16 protein-coding genes and 1 tRNA gene are annotated in these 26,354 nt (G+C 66.2%); 7 read left to right on the forward strand and 10 right to left on the reverse strand.

The window, feature by feature from the left end:
- Positions 1 to 85: 85 nt before the first annotated feature.
- Positions 86 to 1,324, forward strand: a complete 1,239-nt coding sequence (locus NET02_RS01900) for a glycosyltransferase family 4 protein (RefSeq protein WP_284055677.1) — start codon at positions 86 to 88, stop codon at positions 1,322 to 1,324.
- A 7-nt stretch (positions 1,325 to 1,331) separates the two neighbouring features.
- Here the strand turns inward: NET02_RS01900 and NET02_RS01905 are convergent, their stop codons facing one another.
- Both NET02_RS01905 and NET02_RS01910 read right to left on the reverse strand, forming a co-directional pair.
- The gene (locus NET02_RS01905) at positions 1,332 to 2,189 is read right to left on the reverse strand and encodes a DUF429 domain-containing protein (protein ID WP_284055678.1); all 858 of its coding nucleotides are present in this window, start codon (positions 2,187 to 2,189) and stop codon (positions 1,332 to 1,334) included.
- Positions 2,186 to 2,614, reverse strand: coding sequence for a hypothetical protein (locus NET02_RS01910; RefSeq protein ID WP_284055679.1), 429 nt, complete (start codon positions 2,612 to 2,614; stop codon positions 2,186 to 2,188). The genes NET02_RS01905 and NET02_RS01910 overlap by 4 nt, the downstream gene beginning before the upstream one ends.
- Before the next feature lie 243 nt (positions 2,615 to 2,857).
- Between NET02_RS01910 and NET02_RS01915 the strand changes: the two genes are divergently transcribed.
- Together NET02_RS01915 and NET02_RS01920 are read left to right on the forward strand one after the other, a co-directional pair.
- The gene (locus tag NET02_RS01915) at positions 2,858 to 3,778 is read left to right on the forward strand and encodes an HpcH/HpaI aldolase/citrate lyase family protein (protein WP_284055680.1); all 921 of its coding nucleotides are present in this window, start codon (positions 2,858 to 2,860) and stop codon (positions 3,776 to 3,778) included.
- Positions 3,779 to 3,900: 122 nt separating this feature from the next.
- Positions 3,901 to 4,356 (forward strand): hypothetical protein, encoded by a 456-nt coding sequence (locus NET02_RS01920; RefSeq protein WP_284055681.1) that lies wholly within the window; start codon positions 3,901 to 3,903, stop codon positions 4,354 to 4,356.
- A gap of 7 nt (positions 4,357 to 4,363) precedes the next feature.
- Here the strand turns inward: NET02_RS01920 and NET02_RS01925 are convergent, their stop codons facing one another.
- The 6 genes from NET02_RS01925 to NET02_RS01950 form a co-directional block, all read right to left on the reverse strand.
- Complete coding sequence (locus NET02_RS01925; RefSeq protein WP_430981063.1) at positions 4,364 to 5,122, reverse strand: redox-sensing transcriptional repressor Rex; 759 nt, start codon at positions 5,120 to 5,122, stop codon at positions 4,364 to 4,366.
- Between the two features lie 110 nt (positions 5,123 to 5,232).
- Positions 5,233 to 6,990 carry an NAD+ synthase gene (locus NET02_RS01930; RefSeq protein ID WP_284055683.1) on the reverse strand — a complete coding sequence of 586 codons (1,758 nt, stop codon included), beginning with the start codon at positions 6,988 to 6,990 and terminating at the stop codon, positions 5,233 to 5,235.
- A 478-nt stretch (positions 6,991 to 7,468) separates the two neighbouring features.
- Positions 7,469 to 9,724 (reverse strand): RelA/SpoT family protein, encoded by a 2,256-nt coding sequence (locus NET02_RS01935; protein WP_284055684.1) that lies wholly within the window; start codon positions 9,722 to 9,724, stop codon positions 7,469 to 7,471.
- A gap of 279 nt (positions 9,725 to 10,003) precedes the next feature.
- The gene (locus NET02_RS01940) at positions 10,004 to 10,813 is read right to left on the reverse strand and encodes an LppM family (lipo)protein (protein WP_284055685.1); all 810 of its coding nucleotides are present in this window, start codon (positions 10,811 to 10,813) and stop codon (positions 10,004 to 10,006) included.
- Between the two features lie 210 nt (positions 10,814 to 11,023).
- On the reverse strand, positions 11,024 to 12,811 hold the full coding sequence (thrS, locus tag NET02_RS01945) for a threonine--tRNA ligase (protein WP_284055686.1): 1,788 nt from the start codon (positions 12,809 to 12,811) through the stop codon (positions 11,024 to 11,026).
- 404 nt (positions 12,812 to 13,215) lie between these two features.
- Positions 13,216 to 13,289: transfer RNA gene (locus NET02_RS01950), tRNA-Val, on the reverse strand.
- 213 nt (positions 13,290 to 13,502) lie between these two features.
- On the opposite strand from NET02_RS01950, the gene mutS reads away from it, so the two are divergent.
- On the forward strand, positions 13,503 to 16,112 hold the full coding sequence (gene mutS / locus NET02_RS01955) for a DNA mismatch repair protein MutS (protein ID WP_284055687.1): 2,610 nt from the start codon (positions 13,503 to 13,505) through the stop codon (positions 16,110 to 16,112).
- Here mutS and NET02_RS01960 read toward each other — a convergent pair.
- Positions 16,107 to 17,321, reverse strand: coding sequence for an MFS transporter (locus NET02_RS01960; protein ID WP_284055688.1), 1,215 nt, complete (start codon positions 17,319 to 17,321; stop codon positions 16,107 to 16,109). The two genes, mutS and NET02_RS01960, sit on opposite strands and share 6 nt — an antisense overlap.
- Positions 17,322 to 17,697: 376 nt before the next feature.
- On the opposite strand from NET02_RS01960, the gene NET02_RS01965 reads away from it, so the two are divergent.
- Together NET02_RS01965 and NET02_RS01970 are read left to right on the forward strand one after the other, a co-directional pair.
- Positions 17,698 to 18,996, forward strand: a complete 1,299-nt coding sequence (locus NET02_RS01965; protein ID WP_284055689.1) for an ammonium transporter — start codon at positions 17,698 to 17,700, stop codon at positions 18,994 to 18,996.
- On the forward strand, positions 18,993 to 19,343 hold the full coding sequence (locus NET02_RS01970) for a P-II family nitrogen regulator (protein WP_284055690.1): 351 nt from the start codon (positions 18,993 to 18,995) through the stop codon (positions 19,341 to 19,343). The genes NET02_RS01965 and NET02_RS01970 overlap by 4 nt, the downstream gene beginning before the upstream one ends.
- A 132-nt stretch (positions 19,344 to 19,475) precedes the next feature.
- Here NET02_RS01970 and gltB read toward each other — a convergent pair whose 3' ends face one another.
- Positions 19,476 to 24,008 carry a glutamate synthase large subunit gene (gene gltB / locus NET02_RS01975; protein WP_284055691.1) on the reverse strand — a complete coding sequence of 1,511 codons (4,533 nt, stop codon included), beginning with the start codon at positions 24,006 to 24,008 and terminating at the stop codon, positions 19,476 to 19,478.
- 1,176 nt (positions 24,009 to 25,184) lie between these two features.
- Here gltB and NET02_RS01980 point away from each other — a divergent pair.
- Positions 25,185 to 26,342: an AI-2E family transporter gene (locus NET02_RS01980; RefSeq protein WP_284055692.1), complete on the forward strand. Its 1,158-nt coding sequence runs from the start codon at positions 25,185 to 25,187 to the stop codon at positions 26,340 to 26,342.
- Positions 26,343 to 26,354: the final 12 nt, after the last annotated feature.

A 26,354-nucleotide genomic window follows, 5' to 3' on the forward strand; every position in this document is an offset into this window, starting at 1 on the left:
AGTGCTCTATGCCATGATGCGCATTGAGGCAAACGGCGACGAGCTCGCGGCAGTCCTCGGGGGAGCAAAGGGGCGTCTGGGACACATGCGGGTATTGTTCGTAACACCATACCTCCCGGCGCCACCGGATTTCGGCGGCGCAATCCGCATGTATGCTCTAATCCGCGAGGTTGCCAAGGCGCACGAGGTGACGATCCTCAGCCTGGCTGGGCCAGGCGATGACCCTGCTCTCACTGAGCGCGAGCTCGGCACCACAATTGCGGTGCGAGTCCCGTGGACTGGCCGGCAACCGCCGAGCGCGGCCAAGCGTCTCGGACAGCTTCGCGCGCTCTTCTCCCCCCGCTCGGCCCAGCACCGGCAGATGATTCATCCAGCGCTCCAGTCGGCGCTCGATCGGCTGCTGCGCGAACAGCCGGTCGACCTCGTCCACTTCGAGTTCTCGCTCACCGCCCTCTACCGCCTGCCAAGCGATCTTCCAGTCGTACTCGACGTGCACAACGTGGAGCACGACCTGGTGAGGCAGATCGGCAGGCACGGCTCGGTCATACGCCGGTGGTTCAACGGGATCGAATGGCGTAAGCTGCGACGCGACGAGATCGAAGCCTGGCGTCGCGCATCTCTCTGCCTGGCGACCTCGGTGGCCGATAGCCAGGTCATCGAGGCGGCCACCGGTCGCACCGCCATCGTTATCCCGAATGGGATCGACCTTGAGCGTGTGCCACGTCGCCCGCTCACGCTGGGCCGGCCCGAGCGCCTCGTGTTCGTCGGCACGCTCCGGTACTGGCCCAATGCTGAAGGCGTGCGATTCTTCGTCTCACGAGTCTTACCGCTCCTCCGAAACAAGATCCCCGACGTCGAATTCGTCGCGGTCGGAGCGGACCCACCGGCTGAACTGGCAGCGATGGCGAGAGCGGCAGGGGTACGCCTGGTCGGACGCGTGCCTGATCCCCAGCCTTGGTTGGAGCGAGCGGGGATCGTTGTCGTGCCGCTGCTCAGCGGCGGCGGCACCAGGCTCAAGATACTGGAGGCGTTCGCCGCTGGCCGGCCAGTCGTGTCGACCCGGCTGGGTGCGGCTGGACTGGAGGTCGAGGACGGCGTCCACCTGTTGCTCGCCGATTCCCCGGAAGAGTTCGCGCAGGCAGTGACTCGCCTAGTGGAGTCGCCCCAGCTACGAGAGAGCCTGGTCGAGAACGCCTGGCGACTGGTGAATCAACGTTACCGGTGGACGACGATCGGCCAGCGCCTGCTCGATACCTACGACCGTCTCATTTCGGGGCCACGACCGGGCGACGAGCGGGTTGAGGCGGCGGTTCACACGGACTGAACTGGTCTCACCGAGCGGCTGCGCGCGCCGCAGAGGGGCCGGGGAGCTGCTTCGGGGCATAGATGTGCCCCTCGGTAGCGAGCGGCGGTTCGACTTCGAGCGCGTTGCGGACAGCCCAGGCGGTATAGAGCGCGATCAAGCTGTCGAGCGCGTCGCCGCCAGCATCGTGCAACGCCCGCTCGCCCACCAGTGCCGGCAGTTGCATCCCCAGCTCTTGCAAGAGCTCGACGAGGCGCCGTCGCTCGAGGCGCTGGCGCTCCCCTGGCCCCTTGTAGTGCCAGTTGTGCAGCCCGAGCCGGCGCAGAGTGACGGCCGGACAGACCTCGATCAGCCAGGGGCGGCCACGGCTCGGGCGCTGGAACGGCAGGACAGATGCAGCGCCCGCCTGGATGAGCGGCGACAGCACGTCCCGGATGCCGTAGTAGGTCTGCCGGTAGAGTCGGAGGTTGCCAGGCGCGAGCGGAGCGCGAGTTTCGCGGTCTGTCTGCCGTCGGCGCTCCCGACCGCTCTGGTCATGGCAGGCTGATCTCAGCTCCTCGGCCGTCGGGAAGCGCCGGAGGAAGGCACGGACGAGTGTCTCCCAACCCTCGCCGCCCGTCACCCCTCGTGGCAAGCTGAACGGGAAATCGCAGCCGATCAAGCATTGGCCTCGCTGGCTGATCCAGTGCGCGAGGGCGGGGAGACAGACGTCACGCCCGACCCCAGACCCCGGTAGCTCGGCGACCGGCCGGCAATCCCACACCTCCAGCCGCCGGAGACGGCGTCGACCCTGGCTGACCCAGGCGTGCCTGCCGGCGTCGCGCGCGCCGCTGAAATCGAGACCGGCGAATGAGTTCGGCCTGGGCAGACCGCTGTCGCTCTTCACGGATCGACGTCGCTCTCCGGCCGAGGCTGCCGCTCCAGCTCCCGCTCGATGGCCTGGTACAGGTCCCAGAGCGAGGGTGGTGACGCCCGGCGGTAGAAACGCTCTACGAGCTGGACGACATCTAGTCGAAACCTGCCGGCGAGAACGAGATGGGGCGGAGCACTCGGCGCTTCGCTGATGTACCACTCGCCGCCGAGCGCGCGGCGGAACACTTCACCGGCGTAGGCGGCCGTGGGCAGGGCATAGGCGCTGAGATCCAGTGCCTCGGCTCCGGCGTACACCTCGGCCAGGTGGAGCCACTGATCGACCAGGCTGTCGAGGGCAGCGAGCGAGGCTGGCGAGAAGTCTAAGTGTTCACCGCTCAGATCGCTGATGCTCGACGCGAACGTCTCGGCGAGACGTACCAGATCCTCAGCAGACTCCATCTCCTTGGTCTCCCGGTGGGCAGTCGCGGTCGCCCGGTAACCGCAGCCAGCGTCGACTTCTCTCGCGCCTGAAGGATACCCGAGCCTCGTCGGGGGCCGGGCACTCTGCCCTCGATCGAGACGGCTGAGTTCGGTGCACCGCGCTGGATGCTGGCGACCGGTCTATCGATCACCTGGAGCAGGATCGGCTCCCCTCCTGGTATGCTGTGGCGGCTGAACGGATAGCTGGATCCGGAGGGGGAAATGGTCGCGTATCCCCAGCGGAGCGTGCTCTCGGTGCCGGGCTCGCGGCCGAATATGATCGAGAAGGCGCTACGGAGCGAGGCGGATCTGGTGTTCATCGACCTCGAGGATGCGGTGGCTCCCGAGGCCAAGGCCAGCAGCCGGGACAACGTCATTCGTGCCCTGCGAGAGCTGGACTGGCGCGGCCGCCCACGCGCCTTCCGCGTGAATGCCCTCGACACGCCCTATTTCTACCGAGACCTGATCGAGGTCGTCGAAGCGGTGGGGGAACAGGTCGATCTGGTGATCCTGCCCAAGATCGAGCGGGGGGCCGATGTCTACCTGGTTGCCACGCTGCTCGGCCAGCTCGAGGCTGTCGTCGGGAGAGACCAGCCCGTCCGTCTCCAGGCGCAGATCGAGACCGCCCGGGGTCTCCTGAATTGTGGCGAGATCGCGATGGCGCGCGAGCGGCTCGATGCCCTCGTCTTCGGACCGGGCGACTATGCGGCTTCCGTTCAGATCCCATCGACTGCGATCGGCACGCCCGACGAGTGGGATCAACACTACCCTGGTCACCGGTTCGGATACGCCATGCATCAGATCCTAGTGGTGAGCCGAGCGGCCGGCCTTCAAGTCATCGACGGCCCGTACGCCGACTTCCGGGATCTTGAGGGGTTGCGTGCTTCCTGCCTGCGGGCGCGAGCGCTCGGTTACGATGGCAAGTGGTGTATTCACCCCGCCCAGATCCCGGTGATCAACCAGGTCTTCACCCCCACGATGGAGGAGGTGCGTTGGGCGCAGGAGGTGCTGGCGGCGTATGAGCAAGCTCGCTCCAGTGGGCAGGGCGCTCTGGCGATCGGCACCACGATGATCGATGCCGCCAGCATACGCGTGGCCGAGCGCACCATCGCTCGCGCGCGCGTCGCTAGGCTGATCGAGTAGGAGATCTGGCTGCCCAGTCCATCGCTCGTCCGCGGGCAGAATTGCTTTGTCCATTCACTGAATTCGTGCTACGGTTGCACCGGTGCCCGTGAGCGAAGAACGCGCCGCAACGGAGGGCTACTGTGCCGCTCGACATCCGGCTAGGCTTGCTCATCGTCCTGTGTGTCATCATGCTGCTGACCATCGAAGTCACCGAGGACTACGTCGAGCAGGATTGGCCGCGGCTGCGTCGGCCGCCGGATGGCTGGAGCCACGCGGAAGCTCTTCGCATGTTCTGGACCGGGGTGGGGTTACTGGTCTTCCCCGGGCTGGTCCTGGTGATTCTCAACCTGGCGCTGCTGATCGCGCAGGACCTGCCGCAGACGCCGGTGCAGGTGCTCGGGGGGTTCCTGGTCTTGCTCGGCTGGGCGATCTTCGTAGCCGTGGTTAGCCAGTTCGGTGCGCTCAGCGACTACATCGAGGATCTCGGCCCGGTGGCGCCGCTGGCCGTGTCAGCGTTGCTGGTGATGGGTGATCTCTTGCTCCTGATCGAGCTGTTAGGGTTGATCCCGAACGACCTGCGCGCGCTCCTCCCGTAGCACCAGCCTAGGCGCGGAAACTGCCAGGAGTTCGCCCGCCGTTGCTGCCTGGCCACGACGTGGTGAACGAGCCTGGCGACAGGACCGAATCAGGTATCGGTGCCGGCTCGAGGTAATAGGTCAGGCTCTGGAGCGCGCTGGTCGGGTCGATCTCGCGCATCCAGATGCCGGGTGGAAGCCGCAGGATCACCGGGGCGTAGTTGAGGATCGCGCGTACCCCGCCGGCAATCAGTTGATCCGCGGCCTGCTGCGCGGCATCGGCCGGAACGGCGATGATTCCGATCTTGATGCCGGACTCTCGGACGACCGATTCGATCTGGTAGTCGGGTAGGACGACGACCCCGTTGACGACCTGTCCGATATGGTCGGGATTGTGGTCGAAGATCGCAGCGATGCGGAACCCGTCCTCTTCGAAGCCACGGTAGTGGGCAATGGCCTGGCCCAGGCGCCCGAAGCCGACGAGCGCGACATCCCAAGTGCGATCGAGGTGGAGGATACGCGTAATCTCCTCGATTAGGTGGCGGACGTCGTAGCCCTTCCCCTGTTTGCCGAAGCGGCCGAAGAACGAGAGATCACGACGGATCTGCGCAGCGGTGACGCCGAGATGGGTCGCCAGCTCCTCGGAGGAGACGCTGTCGATTCCGGCAGCAGCGAGCCGTCGCAGTGTCCGAACGTAGATCGGCAGCCGGCGGATGACGATGTCCGGGATAGCGCCGTTCCTCACCGAAACAACTCCTCGGTGGGTATGGAATACCGGGTACGGCATAGGCGATGAAGCACGACCCGGCCAGAGAATCCGCACAAACGCTGAAGCTTCGGCGCAATGCTACCACTCGCGCCGATCAGCGTCAACGTGACCGGATGCGCTGCTCTTCTCTAGCCGTGATAGCGGTTCGCGATCGGCAATCGCCGGTCACGGCCGAAGGCCCGTGGTGTGAGCTTTACGCCCGGCGGGGCCTGGCGCCGCTTGTACTCCGCGCGGTCGACCATGCGGATGACGCGCTCAACGGTCGCCGGGTCGAACCCCTCGCGCACCAGGTCGTCCACGCTTGCGTCCCGCTCGACGTAACGTTCCAGCAGCGGATCGAGGATCTCGAACGGCGGCAGCGTGTCGACGTCTTTCTGATTGGGGCGCAGCTCTGCCGAGGGCGGCTTGGTGAACACCCGCTCCGGGATGACCGGGGAGAGGCTGTTGCGATACCGTGCCAGCTCGTAGACCAGGAGCTTGGGCACGTCCTTCAACACCGCGAAGCCACCGGCCATATCGCCGTAGAGCGTGGCGTAACCGCATGCCATCTCCGACTTGTTCCCCGTGGTCAGGACGATCGGCCCGAAGCGGTTCGAGTAGGTCATCAGGATGGTGCCGCGGATACGCGCTTGCAGGTTCTCGTCGGCTACGTCGGGTAGTTCCGGCTGGTTGCCGAGCGGGGCGAGCACCTGCCGGAACGCCTGGTGCACCGGCTCGATCGGCACGACGTGGAAGCGAATTCCCAGCGCCGATGCGAGTTGCTGGGCATCCTCCAAGCTCGCGGCAGAGGAGTAGCGGCTGGGCATGGCCAGCCCGGTGACGTTCTCCGGCCCCAGGGCATCGGCCGCGATGCAGGCAGTCAACGACGAGTCGATGCCGCCGGAGAGGCCGATCACCGCTGTTCGGAACCCGGTCTTACGCACGTAGTCCCGCACACCAGTCACGAGCGCGGCGTAGATCTCGGCCGGCCCGTCGAGCGGTACCCGGAGCTGGCGAAGCTCTTCCGGGATAGGCGGGAGCGTCTGGTCAGGGAGCGGCAGTCTCACCTCGCGGTCGTGGACCACCATCGTCGCCGTGTCGTCGCTAGTGGCCAGCCAGCGCCGTCGGGGGTCGTGTAGCCAGCTCGAGAGCACAGCGTCCACGGCGATATCGACGACGAGGAGATCTTCGTCGAAGGATGCCGCGTGGGCGAGCACCTCACCGTCGGGGCCGAGCACCAGGCTGTTGCCGTCGAAGACGAGCTCGTCTTGGCCCCCCACCATATTCACGTAAGCCAGGTAGCAACCGGCGTCGCTGGCCCGGGTCTGGAGCATGGTCTGGCGCTGCATCCACTTGCCGCGGTGGTAGGGTGAGCCATTGATGTTGATAATGAGATCGATGCCGGTCGCGGCCAGGCTACTGGCCGGGCCCACCGGGTACCAGATATCCTCGCAGATCGTCACTCCGAAGCGCAGCGGGCCCCACAGAAAGCGATAGGTGAGATCGCCCCGGGCAAAGTAGCGATCCTCGTCGAAGACGCCGTAGGTGGGCAGGTGGTGCTTGGGAACTACCGCGACGACCTCACCTCCGGCGAGTACCGCCGCGCCGTTGTAGAGCACGCCGTTGTCCACCCACGGGATTCCCACCACCAGGACGATCTCCGGCGCGACGTCCAGCAGGTCGAGCAGCGCGTCACGAGCGGCTTCGATGAAGCTGACCTTCAGCAAGAGGTCCTCCGGCGGGTAGCCCGTGACCGCGAGCTCGGGAAAGGCGACGAGGGACGCGCCGGCCTGGCGAGCGCAGAGCGTAGCCTTCCGTATACGGTCGACGTTACCGTCGAGGTCGCCGACCGTGGGATCGATCTGGGCGAGGGCGATCCGCCACACATCGATATTGCTCGGTGTCATGCCCGGATTCCTCCTGCTGCCTGCTCCCCAATCCAGCAGAGTGTAGCAAGGATCGGGCAGAGGTGGCCCCTCGGCGCGAGCGATGCATCACGCATATTCCAGATGTTTCGGATCTGCAACGGCTCATGTCCTGGGGTGGCGCAGCCGGTAGGATAGGCGGGTCCCAGGAGGCAGGACGGTGCAAGCGATGGCCCCGACAGCTTCCCAGAGCTGGAGACGCGCGCCATCCTGACCCGGCCAAACTAAGGCAGAAGACCAACTCGCTCGGCTCGAGGGAACGCTGAGCTACGGAACGAACGCGGCACGCTCGCCTCCGAGGCGAGTGGCGCGGGCGACTCGTGCGGTGCACGAGGCGTGGTGAGAGATGCACGAAGTACGGTTGGGGCACGTGCTCGTGCCCGGACTGTCGTCGTATCGACCGTGGACGCTGCTTCTGCGACGCGACCAGCGCCTCGCGATTTCGCTAGCGCGTGTCAACTCACCCACTGTCGTCGGAAACCGGTGTGGGGGTAGCCAGGGGCTCGCGGCGGACGTCGTAGACGTCGCGGACGCCTTCGAGCTTCTGCAGCACCCGGCTGAGCTGCTGGACGTTGGCGACCTCCAGCGTCATCAGGATCGTGACGGTCCGATCCGGGTGGACGTTGGTCATCACCGAGAGGGCGTTGACCCCCTCGTCGGCGACTAGCGTCGTCACGTCGCGCAGCAGGCCGACTCGATCCCAGCCCTCGATGCGGATCGTCACCGGGTAGCGCTGGGGAGTCTCGCCCCAGGTGACCTGGATGATGCGCTCCGGCTCGCTCGCGTGCAGGATATTGTGGCAGTCGGCCCGGTGGACCGTGACGCCGCGGCCGCGAGTGACGTACCCGACGATCGGGTCGCCGAAGACCGGCTTGCAGCAGTTGGCCAAGCGGGTATAGAGATCGCCGATACCGGTCACTCGCAGGCTTGGAGCTGGCGTCGGAGACGAGACCGGCCCGCTGAGTGCCTTGCGGTCTTCGTGCTCGGCAATCCTCGCCGCAATCTGTTGCAGGCTCACAGCCCCGTAGCCGATTGCGGCCAAAAAGTCCTCGAGCTTCTGATAACGGGGAAAGAGCTTGAGCAGGTCTTCGGGCTTGAGCTCGACTCCCAGCCGGCGCAGTTCTTGCTCCAGGAGATGGCGCCCTTGAGCGATGTTCTCCTCACGCTGCTGCCGTCTGAACCACTGGCGAATCTTCTCCCGGGCGGAGGCCGTGGTGACATAGCCGTTGCTCGGGATGAGCCAGTCACGGCTGGGGCCGACCCGTGACTTGGAGGTCATGATCTGGACCACTTGGCCACTCTGAAGCTTGTAGTTGAGCGGCACGATCTGCCCGTTGACCTTTGCCCCGACGCACTGGTGACCGACCTCGGTGTGGATCCGGTAGGCGAAGTCCACCGGGGTAGCTCCGGCCGGCAGTTCGATGATGTCGCCCTTGGGCGTGAAGACGTAGATCATCTCCGGGAAGATGTCGGTCTTGATCGACTCGACAAACTCCTGGGCATCGACGATCTCGTCGCGCCACTCGAGCAGTTGCCGGAACCAGGCGATCTTGGCCTCAAGCGTAGGATCAGGCCGAGCCCCCTCCTTGTAGCGCCAGTGGGCTGCGATACCGTACTCGGCGAGCTGGTGCATCTCGTGGGTGCGGATTTGCACTTCGAGCGGGATGCCCTGCGGACCGATCACCGCGGTGTGGATGGACTGATAGAGATTCTCCTTGGGAGTTGCGATGTAGTCATCGAATTCGCCAGGGATCGGGTGCCACATACTGTGGATCACGCCGAGAGCGCCGTAACAGTCCTTCTTCTCGTCGACGATGACGCGAATGCCCAGTACATCGTAGATCTCGTCGAAGCTACGGTTCTTCTGGCGCATCTTGTGCACGATCGAGGCGATGTGCTTCTCCCGGCCGGTGACCTCGGCACGGATGCCGGCTTCCTCCAGCGCCTGCTTGACCTGGGCAATGATCTGCTGCAAGTACTGCTCGCGGTGATGACCCCGGCGCAAGAGCGCCTGCTCGATGCTCTCGTAGGTCTGTGGCTCGAGATACTTGAGCGCCAGGTCCTCGAGCTCAGCTTTGAACTGGCCAATCCCGAGCCGGTTGGCGAGCGGCGCGTAGATGTCCACCGTCTCTCGGGCGATCCGGAGCTGCTTAGAGCGCGGTAGGTGCTCGAGCGTGCGCATGTTGTGCAGGCGGTCGGCGAGCTTGATCAGTACCACGCGCACGTCCTCGGCCATCGCCAGCAGCATCTTGCGCAGGCTCTCGGCCTGGCGAGCCTTCTCCCGCTCGGTCGGTCCCCCTTCAGAGGCCCATCGGATCTGGCTCAACTTGGTGACGCCGTCGACCAGGTGAGCGATTCGCTCGCCGAACTGTGCCCTGAGATCGTCGATCGTAACGTCGGTATCCTCGAGGACGTCATGGAGAAGGGCAGCGGCGATCGTCTCCTGGTCGAGCTGAAGGCCAGCCAGGATCTCTGCTACCGCGAGTGGGTGGGTAATGTACGGCTCGCCCGAGCGGCGAAGCTTACCAGCATGGGCGCGCGCGGCAAACTCGTAAGCCCGGCGGACCAGTGAGAGATCGGCTCCCGGAAGGAAATTGCGGAAGACAGGCTCGACCTCTTCCCACGACGGCGCGCTCAACACCGTGGCCGTGGGGGCGTCTGGCTCTGCGTTCGCCGGAGTGTCCGCCGGCGATTCCTGGGGTATCGGCGCCGACATGTTCCTGGAACCCTGCATTGCATCGTTGTGAGTGGCAGCCTAGGCAAGGCCGATCGGAGTATCCCTCTAACTATACCGGTGGGCACCAACGCGGTCAACTTCGATCGCCGAACCGTCGCGGAGCGGAGCCGGCCTGGACGCGGTCGGGCGCGCGAAGGTTTACGCCGTCAGGCGTGGCCCCGTGGCGGTTCTGGCTGGCAAGAATCACGCCGTGACGAGTTACAGGGCGATGGGGCGGCTCGCTTGCCGCCCCACGAGCCTACCCTCTACACAGGTGCGCTATTCGATCGTTCCACCTGATGGAGGTGGTGAAACGTCGCCCTCCGGCGTGACCTGTGATGTCGTTGTAGCCGTCGCCGGCTGCGGACGTCGTCGGGTCATCAGCACGATGCCCGCTCCGATCAGCAGGATGGCGACAATCACCGCCGCGACGATCAGAACCAGCAACCCGCCGAACGCGCTCGGTGTTTCCGAACGCGCACTGATCGTCATCGTGCCGCTGTACGGCAGCGTCCACTGGATGCGGCCGTCCTCCAGCAGCGTGCCGTTATGTTCCTTGATCTCTCCGGGAAGGCGGGCAGTGTAGGTAATCGTGAGCATCTGGCTCATCATCTGCGTGGGGACTTGCTCGCCCGCCGCTTGGCCCGCGTTGTTGAAGAAGGCATCCGCATCGAAGGTGAGATCGAGCGTATAGGAGTTGCCGTCACGCCGGAACGAGCCACTGAAGCTGTTGATGGGAGTGCCCTCGCTGCCGGTCGACAGAAGCTGGTTCAGTTGCGCGCCGAGGTCGGTGGCATCGTCAACCTCGCTCCGCATCAGGAACCCGGCCTCCTGCTCGGTGTTGATCTGCTCGATGGTGACGCCTGGGGGCGGGGTCGCCTGTGGTTGGAGCTGTTCCTCCAAATCTTGCTCGGAGACTCCCATTGACTGCAAAGCCTGTTTGGAAATGGTAAAGCGGATACTGTGCGTGGCGCTACCGTCCTCGGCGAAGTCGCTCTGGACATCCATCTGCATACAGGCGCCGGTCACAGTCGCGAGAACCAGGGACAGCACGACGAACCTGAACACACGGAAGGAGCGCGCGTTCATTCTTCGCACCTCGCACTTAGAGCGGCACGAACAAGCGCAGCATAGCACAGACATTACACTGCGAGAATAGCCTACGAGTCCTGCTTTCGGGCAAGCTCCCTCGGCTTTGCGTAAGCAAATTGTATGGGCCCGCTGGCAGATGAGAGTGCCGCCCAAGAGCTCAGGACCCCTGGGCGGCTGCTCTGTATCGGATCTGTGCCGGCTCAAGTGTCAGCCGGTCGTCAGGGCCAGCGACTTCGTCTCCACTACCTGCCGTGCCATCGCCGTGAAGTCATCGAGTGGCATCGGTCCGAGGTTCTCGTTCGTGCGCAGGCGCACCGCCACGTTGTCCGACGCCGCCTCCTTGTCACCCACGACGAGCATGTAGGGGATTTTCTGGATTTGTGCATTGCGGATCTTTGCTTGCATCCGCTCATCGCCCGCGTCGAGCTCGGCACGTAGACCGGCCGACTGCAGTCGCTCGACTACCTGCTGGGCGTAGGGCAGGTGGCGATCCGCGATCGGTATGACCACTGCCTGCACCGGGGCGAGCCAGACCGGGAAGGCACCTGCGAAGTGCTCGATGAGGATGCCAATGAACCGCTCCAGCGACCCGTAAATCACGCGGTGGATGACCACTGGCGTCTTCTCCGACCCGTCGCGGTCGGTGTAGGTGCAGTCGAATCGTCGTGGGAGCTGGAAATCGAGCTGGATCGTGCCGGTCTGCCAGGAGCGGCCGATTGCGTCCTCCATCAGGATGTCGATCTTCGGCCCGTAGAAGGCGCCCTCGCCCTCGCCGAGCAGGTAGTTACCCGGGCCAGCGTGCTTGTCGAGAATGCGCTTGAGGGCGTCCTCGGCTTTGTTCCAGGTCTCGGGGTCGCCCAGGTAGCTCTCCGGTCGCGTGCCCAGCCGTAGCGTGTACTTGAGGCCGAAGATGCCGTAGAACAGGTTGGCGATCTCGAGAATCCGGTCGAACTCCTCCTCGATCTGGTCCTCCGTGACGAAGATGTGGGCATCATCCTGCTGGAACTTCCGCACCCGCAACAAGCCGTGCAGCGTGCCCGACCGCTCGTAGCGGTGGAGGATGTCGCAGTCGGAGAGGCGGAGCGGCAGATCCCGGTAGCTGCGCTTCTTGAGGTTATAGACCACCATGGCGTTCGGGCAGTTCATGGGCTTGACGCCGTAGGTGAGGTGTTCTTCGACCGGGATGACGAACATGTTCTCCCGGTAGTGCTCCCAGTGCCCGGAGGTTTCCCACAAGCTCTTGTCGTTGATCAGCGGGGCAGCGATCTCCTGGTAACCGCGCCGCTCGTGCTCCTCTCGCCAGAAAGCGAGCAGCGTGTTGAGGATCTTCAGCCCCTTCGGCAGCCAGTAGGGCATGCCGGGCGCTGTCTGGTCGAAGTGGAACAGCTCCAGCTCGCGTCCCAGGCGGCGATGATCTCGGCGCTCGGCTTCCTCCAGCCGGTGCAGGTATCGCTCCAGCTCCTCCCGCGTGGGGAAGGATGTGCCGTAGATCCGTTGGAGCTGCGGCCGGCGCTCATCGCCACGCCAGTAGGCGCCGGCGATCTTGAGCAGCTTGAAGACTCCGATCTTGGACGTGTCCTCGACGTGCGGCCCTCGACAGAGGTCGACGAAGCTGTCGTGCGTGTAGGTCGAGATAACTTCTCCTTCGGGAAACTCGTCGATGAGCTCCAGCTTGTATGGCTGATCCTCGAAGATCTGGCGCGCCTCTTGGCGACTGACGACACTCCGCACGAAGGGGTAGGCCGCCTCTTTGATCTCGGCCATGCGCCGCTCGATCGTCGCCAGATCCTCCGGTGTCAGCGGCCGGGGAAGATCGAAGTCGTAGTAGAACCCATCGGCAATGGCTGGGCCGATGCCGAGCTTGGCGCCCGGGAACATCTCGAGCACTGCCTGGGCCATCACGTGCGCGCAGGAGTGCCGCATCCTCGCCAGCTCGAGCTCGGCTTTGCTCTCTGCGGCGACCTGAAGATCCATCTCCTCCGTAATCTGTGGCATCGCTGCACCTCCCTCGTCGGGTGATACTAGCCCTCGCTAACGATCCGGGCCTGCCGCCCCGGAGGGACGACAGGCCCGGCCTGACGTGGTTCCACCCTCATTTCGCCGCGTCGCCACGAGCCGAACGACACGGCGCTCGTTACTGCCCGGTAACGGGGGCCTCCGGGTCTGGCTACTAGCCTCGCATTCGCCAGCCGGCTCGCGGGGGGTTTTCACCGGGTGGTTTCCCGACGAGGCTCGCAGCCACGGGCCTCGTCTCTCTGGAGGGGCCTGACCCGGCTACTCGTCCCGGTCGACGCCTTTCCGCATCCATTATCGCACATGCTGGTCGAACGTGCGGAGGGAAGCTGCGCGGTCCCAAAAGAAAAGCCGCCGGTGAAACCGGCGGGTCGATCAGAACGGGGTGGGCGGTAGTAGACTCGAACTACTGACCTCCACGATGTCAACGTGGCGCTCTAACCTGCTGAGCTAACCGCCCCCGTTGCATGAACGAGTATAGCGTCTCCCTGGGTGCCTGGCAAGGGGCGCCGCCGGTCCTGTTGGGCCCGTGAACAGGCAGAGCGTACCTGGTCGGCCGCGTCGGGCTTTCACCCAGAAAGTGAACCGAACGGTGCATCGCTGGGGTTTCGTCCGTACACTATGACCGGTGCGCATGTGGACGGGCGGCAACTGACTCGAGGGCGTTGGCTGCATGAGTACGCCGATCCGGCGCCAGTACCTCGCCATTAAGCGACAGTATCCCGACATCATCGTCTTCTTCCGGTTGGGCGACTTCTACGAGACCTTCGACGACGATGCCCGGCTGGCCGCCTCGGTGCTCGACATCACCCTCACATCGCGCGAGATGGGACGCGGCCAGCGCGTTCCGATGGCGGGCATCCCCTGTCACGCCGCTGAGAGCTACATCGCCCGCCTGGTGGCCGCCGGCTACAAGGTCGCGGTCTGTGACCAGATCGGCGAGCCGAATGGCCGGCAGCTCGTCGAGCGCCGGGTGACCCGGGTGGTCACACCTGGGACGGTAACTGATCCCGCGATGCTCGAGGCCAGCCGCAACACCTATATCGCGGCTGCGCTGTTGGAAGGCGAGCGAGCGGGATTGGCGGTCGCCGACCTCTCGACGGGCGAGTTCGTCACTACCGAGATCGTGGCCGAGCGGTCAGAGGAGGCAGTGGCGGCGTTGCAGCGCGAGTTGCTGCGTCTCGCTCCCGCCGAAATCATCCGCCCGCCAGCCGTCGGGGACCAGCCTGACCTCTTGGGCCAGGCCATCCCCGAAGGTGCCTACGTAACGCCGACCGAGCCAGCGAGCTGGCGCTTCCACTCGGCCGAGCAGGCGCTGAAGGAGCACTTCGAGGTCGAGACTCTCGAGGGGTTCGGCTGTGCCGGGAAACCGCTGGCGGTACGCGCGGCCGGCGCGCTGCTCCAGTACCTCACCGAGACCCAGATGGGGAGCCTGGCGCAGATCGTCGAGCTGAGCACGTACAGCCTGGATCGCTATATGACACTCGACGCTCAGACGCGCCGCAACCTCGAGTTGACCGAGAGCAGCCGCGGCGAGCGCCGCCACTCGCTGATCGCCGTGCTCGACCAGACGAGGACGCCGATGGGGGCGCGGCTACTCCGGCGGTGGGTCGGCCAGCCGCTGCTCGACCTGGAGGAGATCCGGGAACGGCAGCGTGGGGTAAGCGCGCTGGTGCGCAACGCGCTCGCGCGGGCTCGTCTACGGGAGCTGCTCGGACAGGTTGCCGATCTGGAGCGACTCATCAACCGTGTCGTTACCGGCGCGGCTGGTCCGCGCGAGCTCGCGAGCCTGGGGCGTTCACTCGCCACGTTGCCGTCGATCCGCGAGGCGCTGGCGCCAGCGCCAGAACTGGCAGGGCTGGCCACCCTCCCAGAGTGCGATGACCTGGTGCGGTTGATCGACACGGCGCTCGTCGATGACCCACCGGCAGCGCTGGGCCAGGCGCCGGCTATTCGGCCCGGCTTCAGTCCGGAGCTCGACGGGCTTCGTACGGCCTCACGCGAGGCGCGCGAGTGGATCGCGGGGTTGGAGCAGGCTGAGCGTGAGCGCACCGGTATCAAGTCGCTCAAGGTGGGATACAACAAAGTCTTCGGCTACTACATCGAGGTCAGCAACGCCAACCGGGCGCTCGTCCCGCCCCATTACCAGCGGAAGCAGACGCTCGTCGGAGCCGAGCGCTACATCACGCCGGAGCTGAAGGAGTACGAGAGCCGGGTGCTCCACGCCGAGGAGCGGATCGCAGAGCTGGAGGCTGAGGTCTACCGGCGACTGCTCGCCGAGGTCGCGGCAGCGGCCGACCGAGTGCGGCGCATCGCTCGCCAGCTCGCGCAGCTCGATACGCTGGCCAGCTTGGCTGAAGTGGCAGTGCGCCGCCGCTATGTGTGCCCGGAGGTGGACGAGAGCACGGTCATCGAGATCGCCGGGGGCCGGCACCCAGTGGTAGAGGCTGCCCTGGATGCTGGGAGCTTCGTGCCCAACGATACCCTGCTCGACACCGAAGACCAGCAGATCGTCATCCTGACCGGCCCCAATATGGCGGGCAAGTCCACGTACCTGCGGCAGGTCGCCCTGATCGTTCTCCTGGCGCAGATCGGATCCTTCGTCCCGGCCGAGCGGGCGCGCATCGGGCTAGTCGATCGCATCTTCACTCGCATCGGCGCTCAGGACGACATCGCTAGCGGCCAGAGCACCTTCATGGTCGAGATGATCGAGACGGCGACGATTCTGCACCACGCGACGCGCCGCTCGCTGGTGGTGCTCGACGAGATCGGCCGGGGCACCAGCACCTACGACGGCCTGGCAATCGCCCGCGCGGTGGTGGAGCACCTGCACAACAGCAGCCGGCTCGGTTGCCGCACCCTCTTCGCGACCCACTATCACGAGCTGACCGCTCTGGAGCGCGTGTTGCCGCGCGTGAGAAACTACCGGGTGGACGTGCTCGAGGAGGGCGAGCGTGTCGTCTTCCTGCACCGCGTCGTTCCGGGCGGTGCTGACAAGAGCTACGGGATCCATGTGGCACAGCTCGCTGGGCTGCCACGAGCAGTCCTGCGGCGGGCACGGGAGATTCTGGCCGAGCTCGAAGCTGGCAATCGCAGCGAGCGACGGCGGCGTCGCGAGGCCATGGAGCGCGTTCCAGCCGCGGCGCTGCAGCTCACGCTGTTCGCGCCGCCGCACCCGGTACTCGAGGAGCTGAAGCAGCTCGATATCGAAGCCCTCTCGCCGATCGAGGCGTTGACGACTCTCTACGAGCTGCAGCGCCGCCTGCGGGAAGACGGGTCATGACGGGGCAGGGGCGGTCTCGCGGCTCGGTTCGGGCACACGAGAGCGCAGCGCGACCAGCGGCGCGAGCAGCACCACGGCCATAAGCGCGGAGGCGAAGAAAATCGAGCGGGGGCCAGCCAGTTCGTAGAGGGTGGTGAACCACAGCGGCGAGACCCCGCGCACCAGGAACTTAGCCGCGCCGAAGTAGGCCGAGACGGTACCTCGGATCTCGGGGATAGCGCGGATTGCCAGCGTGTTGAGTGCCGCCCAGGTGCCGATTCCGAAGCCGCCGAGCAGAAAGTTTCCGATGGCAAAGGCGAGAGGCGACGGCGCCATCCCCATCCAAACCAAGGAGAGTGCCATGCCGCCAGCGCCGAGCGCGGCGCCACGGTAGACGCCGATGCGTTCGATGATGTAGCCGCCGGCCGGGCCGAGGAAGAGCCCGGCTAGCCCGTTTACTGCCAGGATGGCTCCTGTAGAGCCAGTGGCGATACCCCAGAGATCGCGCAGAACCTCGCCGTAGAGGTACTGGGCTCCTTGCATCGCGCCGCTCGCCAGGAAGGAGAGGCTGGCCAGCAGCAGGACGGTGGTGCCGATAGACCGGTAAATCGCTGCGAGCTCGCCGCGCAGATCCGTTGAGCGGCGCCGCGCCGGAACCTCCCGCCCGTAGCTCCGGAACCAGGCCAGGAACCAGAATGCCAGAGCCCAGGTCAGCATAGCTGCCAGGAGGTAGTACGCTTGCCAGCCTAGAGGCGCGACCAGACCGGCTACTACCGCGCCCATCATCGTGCCGGCGAGGTTCGTGCTCGAGAAGATACCCATCGCGCGGCCGTAGCGGTGGGGAGGAAGCACATCGCCGAGCGTCGCCATCAGGATCGGTGTCATGAAGGCATTGGTGATCCCCTGCAGCACCTGGCCGAGGAGGAAGACCGGAAAGCTGGGCGCCAGCCCACAGAGGAGCGTCGCGGCGCCATAGCTCGCGAACCCGAGCAGGATGGACGAGCGCCGCGACGTCAGGTCGGAAATGCTGCCGGAGACGAGCTGCACTCCGGCATAGGCAATCATGTAGGCCGGTACGCTCAGCGAGAAGGTGGCCCGGTCGACGTCGAACGCGTCCATCATCATATGGAAGTAGACCGGGATGGCCCCGCTGCCGAACGGGCCTGCCGCCGCCCCGAGGTAGAACGGGGCGAGCCTCCACTGGTTGATCCCCTCCAGGCGTGTGGTCACCGGTGCGCTCTCGCTTCCCGCCGGGCAGTATAGCAACCGGCCGGGCGTTGGGAGCGATGGCGCTCTCTCTGGCGGCTGCGCGCTCGCCTCCCCGCATCATAATTGTGCGTTCAGCACAAAAGAGCCTCCTCACTTTGGTCGTTCAAACCTGGTTGCATGCTCTGGCGGTCACTATAGTGGCGTCAGCTATCGGTGACGCCTTCAGCGTTTTGGGGAGATGCACAAGTGACGGCGCTAAATTCGATCCGTCGAGCGCGTCCTCCATAGGGCCACTCGTGCTGGTTGCACGCCGGGGAGTGCCGTGCAGCCGGCTACCTGTTTCGCTCGAGTAGGCGTGGCTGCCGTGAAGCAGCCGCAGGTGGAGGGATGCTCGACGATGAGCGAGGGACACATCGCCTGGATGCTCGTTTCGACGGCGCTGGTCTTGCTGATGACTCCGGCCCTGGGGTTTTTCTACGGCGGGCTGGTGCGCGCGAAGAACGCGCTCAACACCCTGATGATGAGCTTCGCTGCGCTTGGCTTCGTGGGGTTAGGATGGGCGCTTCTCGGCTATTCGCTCGCATTTACCACCGGCACGCCGCTGATCGGTGGTTTCTCGCACGCGCTGCTGCGCGGGGTGGGCCTGGAGGCCCAGGGTGAGATCCCGCAGATCTTGTTCATGGCATTCCAGGGGACGTTCGCCATCATCACAGCGGCACTCATCTCCGGCGCTATCGTGGAGCGGATGCGCTTCGGCTCGTACCTCGCGTTCCTGGCGCTGTGGGGACTGCTCATCTATGCCCCGGTAGCGCACTGGGTCTGGGGCGGCGGCTGGCTGGCGGACCTCGGCGCGCTCGACTTCGCAGGCGGCACGGTGGTGCATGTCAACGCGGGCGTTGCGGCACTGGCCGCGGCCCTGGCGGTCAAGCAGCGCCGGGACTACGGCCGGCAAGCGATCCTGCCGCATCACATCCCATTCACGCTGCTCGGCGCGGCACTGCTCTGGCTCGGCTGGTTCGGCTTTAACGGTGGCAGCGCTCTGGCGGCCAACGCGTCGGCGTCGCTGGCCTTCGTCAACACGATGCTGGCGCCGATGGCGACGCTAGTCGCTTGGATGGCGCTCGATGTGCTGCGCACCGGCAAGTCGACGGCCGTCGGCATGGCGACGGCGATCGTCGTAGGCCTGGTCGCAATCACACCGGCGGCTGGCTTCGTGGCGCCGATCTCGGCAGTGATCCTCGGCGGCCTGGCCGCGGTGCCGAGCTACTATGCATTGCTCTGGAGAGCCCGCACCCGGCTCGACGACTCGCTCGACGTCTTCGCCGCCCACGGCGTCGGCGGCATCAGCGGCGCCCTGTTGACCGGGGTGTTCGCGCAGCAGTCGTGGAACGGGGTAGCTGATGGGCTGTTGTTCGGCAACCCGCAACAGCTCGTGGTGCAGGCGATCGCGGTCTTAGCCGTGATGGCCTACAGCGGGATCGGCAGCTTCCTGATCCTCAAGCTCGTCGGCCTGGTAGCGACGCTGCGCGTGACGCCGGCAACCGAGAGCATCGGCCTGGATGTCTCTGAGCACGGTGAAGAGGCGTACGGGAGTGGCGAGGGGGCCATCTTGGTGCCGTCGTCCGACCTGCTTGCTGCTGGGAGCGCTGTGGCGCCAGCGCCACGCTCGCTGCAGGCTTCGGGAGGTGATGCATGAAGCTCGTCGTCGCGATCGTCCGCACCGAGAAGCTGAACGACGTGCTGGAGGCGCTGTTCCGGGCCGAGGTGCGCGGGTTGACTATCACGCCGGCCCGCGGGCACGGTGGAGAGACCGAGCAGGTCGAGACCTACCGGGGAACGACCATCAAGATGGAGCTCTCACAGAAGGTGCGGCTGGAGATCGGTGTCTCGGATCATTTCGTGGAGCCGACCGTCGAGGCGATCATGAGCGCGGCCCGCACCGGCGAGGTCGGTGACGGCAAGATCTTCGTGCTACCAGTCGAGCGTGTCTATCGGATTCGTACCGGCGAGCGGGACGAGGCGGCGGTGACGCCGGTCGCCTAGATCACCATGCCTACCCACCCACCGACCGCCCGCGGGGGCTGACCCCGCGGGCGGCACCTCGTCGAATATCCCCGATTTCTCACTCGCGTTGTCGCGAGCCCGGTGCCGTCGGCGAGCGGCGGAGCTTGGTTCTCAGTCCGCTGCCGAGGCCGCGGCCACAGCCTGGCGCGCGCGGCGCACCGGCTGCTCAGCCGGCGCCTCGATCGCCGGGTGCGGGACGACCTTCCAGAAGCGCGGCAGATACTCCTGCCAGTGGGCCAGGATCTGCTGCCCGCGCCGGCTCCCCGTCCAGGCGACGTGCCGCTCGATGAGCGAGTGCAGCCGCTCGGCGTCCTCAGGCTCGGTCACGCGCTCCAACCCGACATACTCGGAGTTGTACCGTGCAGGGAAGGTGCCGTGCAGGTCGAGCACGTAGGCGATGCCGTTGGTCATGCCCGAAGCGAAGTTGCGTCCGGTCTCGCCCAGGACGACCACGGTTCCGGCGGTCATGTACTCGCAGCCATGGTCGCCGACGCCCTCGACGACGGCGACCGCACCGGAGTTGCGCACCGCAAAGCGCTCTCCGGCCTGGCCGGCGACGTACAGCTCACCGCCGGTCGCCCCGTAGAGCACCGTGTTGCCGACGATCACGTGCGGGCGCGACTCATCTACTGGTTCCTCTCGCGGCCGAACGATGATCTCGCCGCCGGCCATTCCCTTGCCGACGTAGTCGTTGGCGTCGCCGTCGAGGATCAGCCGCAAGCCGTGCGTGCACCAGGCACCGAAGCTCTGGCCCGCCTGTCCGGTTAGCTGCAGCTCAATTAGACCTGCTGGCGGCCGCTCGCGGCCGTAGCGCAGGCTGAGCGTGCCGGCCAGCCGCGCGCCGACTGCCCGGTGGTGGTTCCGTACCTGGGCCGTGATCCGCACCGGCCGGGCCTCCTCGATCGCCGGCAGTGCCTGCTCGAGGATCTGGTCATCGAGCGGAGGGCCGCTGACGTCGTCGAAGTCGTTCCGCTCTCGGAGGCAGCGGCGTGGAGCGTCTGGCCCGCCTGGCACCGCGAGGATCGGCGAGAGGTCGAGGGTAGCGCCGGGCCCGTCGATGTTCTTCGCCTGCTCGAGCAGCTCTACCCGGCCGACGATCTCGTCCAGCCGGCGGGCGCCGAGCTGGGCGAGATAGTGACGGACGTCCTCTGCGAGCTGGGTGAAGAAGTTGATCACCTGCTCGGGCGTGCCCTTGAAGCGGGCGCGCAGATCCTCGCGCTGGGTGGCGATGCCGGTGGGGCAGGTATTCAGGTGGCACTGCCGGGCCATGTCGCAGCCGATCGCGACGAGCGCGGCGGTGCCGAAGCCGAACTCCTCCGCGCCGAGGAGCGCGGCGATGACGACGTCGCGAGCGGTCTGCAGACCGCCGTCCGTCCGCAGCCGCACCCGGCTGCGGAGGTCGTTGAGTACCAGTGTCTGCTGGGTCTCAGCCAGGCCCAGCTCCCAGGGGACACCGGCGTACTTGATCGACGAGAGCGGGGAAGCGCCGGTGCCGCCCGAGTGGCCGCTGATCAGAATGTAGTCGGCATGAGCCTTGGCGACGCCGGCCGCGATGGTGCCCACCCCGGCCTCAGCCACGAGCTTGACACCGACGCGGGCCCGGGGGTTGACCTGCTTGAGGTCGTAGATGAGCTGCGCCAGGTCTTCGATACTGTAGATGTCGTGGTGCGGCGGAGGCGAGATCAAGGAGATGCCGGGGATCGCGTGGCGCAGTCGCGCGATCAACGCGGTCACCTTGTGCGCTGGAAGCTGCCCGCCCTCACCCGGCTTGGAGCCCTGGGCAATCTTGATCTCCAATTCGTCTGCCCGGGTGAGGTACTCAGTGGTCACGCCGAAGCGTGCCGAGGCCACCTGCTTGATCCGGCTGTGCGGGGTGTCCGGGCCCGGCTCGTAATACCAGTCAGGATCCTCCCCGCCCTCACCACTGTTGCTCCGGGCGCCGATGCGGTTCATCGCGATGGCGAGCGTGCGGAAGGCCTCGGGGCTGAGGGCTCCCAGGGACATCGCGGTGACCACGAAGCGGCGCCGGATTTCCTCGGCCGGCTCGACCTCTTCGAGCGGGACTGGCGTCGTCGGCTTGAAAGCGAGCAGGTCACGCAGCGTGGCCGGCTCGCGTTCTTCGACCAAGCGGACGTAGGCGCGGTAGCGCTCGCGATCGCCGCTCTCGGCTACCTGCTGGAGCGCGCGCACGTTGGTCGGGCTGTAGGCGTGGTATTCCCCATCCTTGCGGAAGCGCACCATGCCGTAGTCGGGTAGCTTGGTGGCCTCGCCGCAGTAGGCCTCGCGGTGGCGCTGCAACACCCGCTCGGCGATGCCGGCGAGATCCAGGCCGGCCAGGCGCGCCGGCGTGCCGGTGAAGAAGCGTTCCACGACCTCCGGGGCCAGGCCGATAATCTCGAAGAGCTGGGCACCTTGGTAGCTGGCTAGCGTGGAGATGCCCATCTTGGACATCACCTTCAGCAGGCCGGCGTCCAGTGACTTCTTGTAGCGGATGGCCAGATCGTCGGCGCTGAGCTCCTCGCACCCGCGCGTCCCGGCCAGGGCGCGTGCAGCCTCCAGTGCCAGGTAGGGGTGGATCGCGCTCGCGCCGTAGCCGATCAGCACCGCGGCTTGGTGGACATCCCAGACGTCGCCGGTATCGCAGACGATGGAGGCGCGCATGCGCTTCCCGGCGCGGATCAAGTGGTGGTGGATCCCGCCGACCGCCAGTGGCATCGGTATCGGCGCGTGCTCCGAGTCGACGTCGCGGTCGCTCACGATCAGAATGGTCGCGCCGGCGTCGACCGCGCGCTCGGCCTCCGCGAGAAGGGTCTCGAGCGCGGCCTGTAGCCCTGCTGGCCCAGCGGCGACGGGAAAGACGGCCCGCAGCGTGACCGGTTGCAGTTCGGCCCTGTCGAGCGACTGGAGCGCGGCGAAATCAGGCTCGAGTAGCACCGGGCTGGGCAGGTGCAGCAGCCGGGCGTGCTCCGGGGTCTCGGCCAGCATGCTCTTGCGCGGTCCGAGATAGACGTCGAGCGACATGACCAGCTTCTCGCGGAGCGGGTCGATCGGCGGGTTGGTGACCTGGGCGAAGCGCTGGCGGAAGAAGTGGGCGAGCGGCCGCGGGAAGCGGGAGAGCACGGCCAGCGGCGCGTCGTCGCCCATGGACCAGAGCGGCTCCTTGGCCTCGGCTGCCATGGGGTGGATCACCAGCCGCTGGTCCTCGGCGCTGAAGCCGAAGGCGATCTGCCGGGCGAGCTGGCCGTTCCCGTCATGCTCGTGCCCGTTGGCGTGGGACCGGGCCGGTGAGAGCCGGTAGAATCCGGATCGCACCCACTCCCGGTATGGCCGCCGGGCGGCGAGCTGTGCCTTGATCTCCTCGTTGCGCCAGAGCTGCCCGGTCTCGACATCGACGGCGAGCATCTGCCCTGGTCCAAGCCGTCCGCGCTCGATGACCTGCCGACCGCTGAGGTCGATGACGCCGGTCTCGCTGGCCAGCACCACCAACCCGTCCTCGGTCACCGAGTAGCGGGCCGGACGCAGGCCGTTGCGGTCGAGCACGGCGCCAGCGATCCGACCATCGGTGAAGGCGATCGCGGCCGGGCCGTCCCAAGGCTCCATTAGGCCGGCGTGGTAGGCATAGAAGCCGCGCAAGTCCTCGTCCATCGCTGGCATGTTCTCCCAGGCCTCGGGGATCAGCATGGCGACGGCGTGGAGGATATCGCGCCCAGAAAGCTCGATCAGCTCGAGCACGTTGTCGAGGCTCATCGAGTCGCTGCCCGTGGGATCGATGAGCGGCAGCACGTCAGCGATACGCTCGCCCCAGACCTCGGACGCGAGTTCTGGCTCGCGAGCTCGCATCCAGTTGCGGTTGCCTTGCAAGGTGTTGATCTCGCCGTTGTGAGCTAGCCGGCGGAAGGGTTGGGCAAGGTGCCAGGTCGGGAACGTGTTGGTGCTGTACCGCTGGTGGAAGAGCGCCAGCGCGCTCTCGAACTCAGGATCGCGCAGGTCGAGGTAGAAGTCCCCGAGGTCGCGGGCGACGAACAGGCCCTTGTAGACCAGCGTGCGGCAGGAGAGCGACGGGACGAAGAAGCCCGCGATGCTCTGTTCCTTCGCGAAGCGCTCGGCAAGCCGGCGGGCTAAGTAGAGCCGCCGTTCGAACTCGAGGGTGTCGAGCCCGCTCGGCCGAGCGGTGATCACCTGCCAGATGGCCGGCATCGTCTCGCGCGCCTTGAGGCCGAGCACTTCCGGTCGCACCGGCACCGGGCGCCAGACCAGGGCCGGCGACCCCTGCGCGGCCAGGGCCTGTTCGAGCGCAGCCTGGCAGGCGTCCGCACCCGCTGAGTCGTGGGCGGGCAAGAAGACCACCCCGGCTGCGAGGTCAGCGGGGTCGAGGTGGAGGCCAGTCAGCCGGGCCAGCTCGCGGGCCAGCAGCCGGCGCGGAAGCTGGATCGTGATCCCGGCTCCGTCGCCGGTCTTGGCATCGGCGTCTACCGCGCCCCGGTGGGTCAGGTTGACCACGGCCTCGAGGGCATATTGGACAATCTGGTGACTGGGCTTGCCGGAGAGGTCGGCCACGAAGCCTGTTCCGCAGGCATCGTGCTCGTACTCCGGGCGATAGAGCGGCGCCTGTGCCGCGCGTGCGTCCCACGCTGATCGCTGCATCGCGGTCTACTCCCTTCCCTCGTCGTCGAGGTCGCAGCTCCGCTCCGTCGCGGTCTGCGTTACTGCTGGGCCAGTCCCGGTTCTGCACGTCGTGCGCGTGTTCGTCCGGTCTGCTGTCGTCCCCCTTCGCTTCAGACCATTCCCTGAATCGCCGGCTCCCGGCCTGCATTTCGCCCGTGCTTGGCCTCAATCGAAATCCTTGAGAAGCCTGCTAGCCGCAGGCGTGCGGGCGCTTGCGCCCCTTAGTTGAATGTGTGGTTTGGCGATCAGTGAACTCGGCCGGCCTGGGATCTAGCGCCTAAGCCGGCCGCTGGTAGTGCCGGCGTGACCGTTACGGCATACGCCGCGACGTCCCGGCGTACTCGGCAGTGAGTAGGCTTTCGTGTGGCGGAGAGGCGTGCCTAGCAACCGGCCCGGCATCATGGGGCACGGTGAGAGGGAGAAGCGCAATTCGCTCGAGTGCAGCGCTGCTTCCACGAGTCCTCCTTCGCTGGCCCGCGCGCCGTTGCGCGGCCACCCCGAGCGGATAACTGTTAGCACCGTAGCATAGCGTATCCGCCACCTCGATGCAAGAACTCGAATGTGCGCGGCTATCAGATTTTTTCATGAGGCCATAAGGAGTCCTTGACCGTTCACGGCCATCTGCTCGTTCCGGCGACGAGTTCCTGAGCTGTCGGCCGGTCGAGTAATCAGGCCGGGTCGGGGCTCCCGTAGCGCGCGAACGTGCAGAACCCGCCGGGCGGCCGAGATTCATCAGCGTATCGCGCTCGAGCAGGCGGAAGGCAACAACGTGCGGCCCCGACGGGCCTCGCTCTCCCGGCTTCTCCGCCGGCCTCGGAGTTCACCTCCCCTCTGGCTTTCGCCAGGCGGAGCTGACCTGTACCGGTGCCGCTTCCCCTTGCGGGTAGGCGGTCAACTCTTCCGGCTTCCCGGTCGAGTCGGATGTCTTAGCCGGTCCGAGCTCAACTCCTCGGGACCGCACCACTAGTACAGCACATGTTTGCCCCTGTGTCAAGACCTGAATCGATATGGTCCCCAGGCTGCTCGTCCATGGATCAACGACGTTCCCATTTCGCGAAACTTGCGCGCTGGTTCGGGCCTTGGGCCACCATGGCCGCGTCTGCGACAATCGGACAGTCGTACTGAACTCGCGGCGTGTGGGGAGCGCTGTCGCAGGTGGAAGAGAAGACTCCAGATCCAACGATTGCCGAGCCCGCGCCGGCCGTCTCGCCACCGACCGTGCCGCCGGGGCCAAGGCCAGGAAAGGCGGCCGAGTGGTGGCCTCAGGCCCTCGCCGTCGCCGCTGGTATCTGTCTCGCGGCGGTCGCAGTCGGCGTCGTGCTCCTCATCCTGCGACTGGTCAACGTGCTCGTTATCCTGTTCCTGAGCGTGCTGATCGCTGCGACCGTCGCCCGGCCGGTGCGCGCGCTCGAGCGTCGACGGGTTCCGCCAATAGTCGCCATCAGCGTGGTCTATCTGCTGGTGCTCGTCGCGCTCGGGCTCGTGATCGTGCTCATCATCCCGCCCTTGATAAGCCAGATTGCCAGCGTCGGACGACAATTTCCGGAACTGCTCGACCGCTACCAGGAACTCCGTCGGCTTTACGAGGGCCTGCGGCAGCAGTATCCCGAGCTTCGCCAGTTCGAGCAGGAGGCCAGCGGTTTGGGTGGACAATTTCTCTCCGGCCTCGGAGCCTCGCTCTCGCGCTTGCCCCAGCGACTCTTCGGGCTACTGTTCGACGCTCTGAGCGTTATGGTCATCTCGACGCTCCTGGTGGCACGGCGCAGGGAACTACTGCTGGCTGTCCTCGATCTCACTCCACCCGACCACCGCGAGCGGGTACGCGTGGTGCTGACGGCTGTTTGGGTACGGTTGGGGCAGTACCTGGGCGCGAAACTCACGGTCATGGTGATCGTGGGGGCCCTGACCTACCTGGCGCTCCGGCTGATCGGAATTCCGTCGCCGCTCCTTCTGGCGGTAATCGTCGCCCTCTGTGAGATCATCCCGCGGGTCGGGACCTGGTTGGCGCGCATACCGCTGTTCGTCCTGGCGGCGACAGCGGGCTGGTTCGCGCTCGGGCTCACGATTGTGACCTCGATTGCTATCCAGAACCTCAAGGGCCTGGTGATCTCTCCCTTCATCGAGGGCTCACAGCTCGATCTTCACCCGCTGCTGGCTTTCCTCTCGGTCCTGATCGGCGCAGCCCTCCTCGGTCTCGCCGGCGCCGCGCTGGCGATCCCGGCAGCGGCGGCCCTCCAGGTGATCGCCGAGGAGGTCGTACTGCCGTGGTACCGCCGCCGGCTGGCGGGGGCGAGCTCCGACCGGCGTGCCTGAGTGCGTCCCGAG

This window comes from Thermalbibacter longus, from assembly GCF_023806485.1.
In the GTDB taxonomy this organism is placed as follows: Bacteria; Chloroflexota; Chloroflexia; order Thermomicrobiales; family Thermomicrobiaceae; genus Thermalbibacter; species Thermalbibacter longus.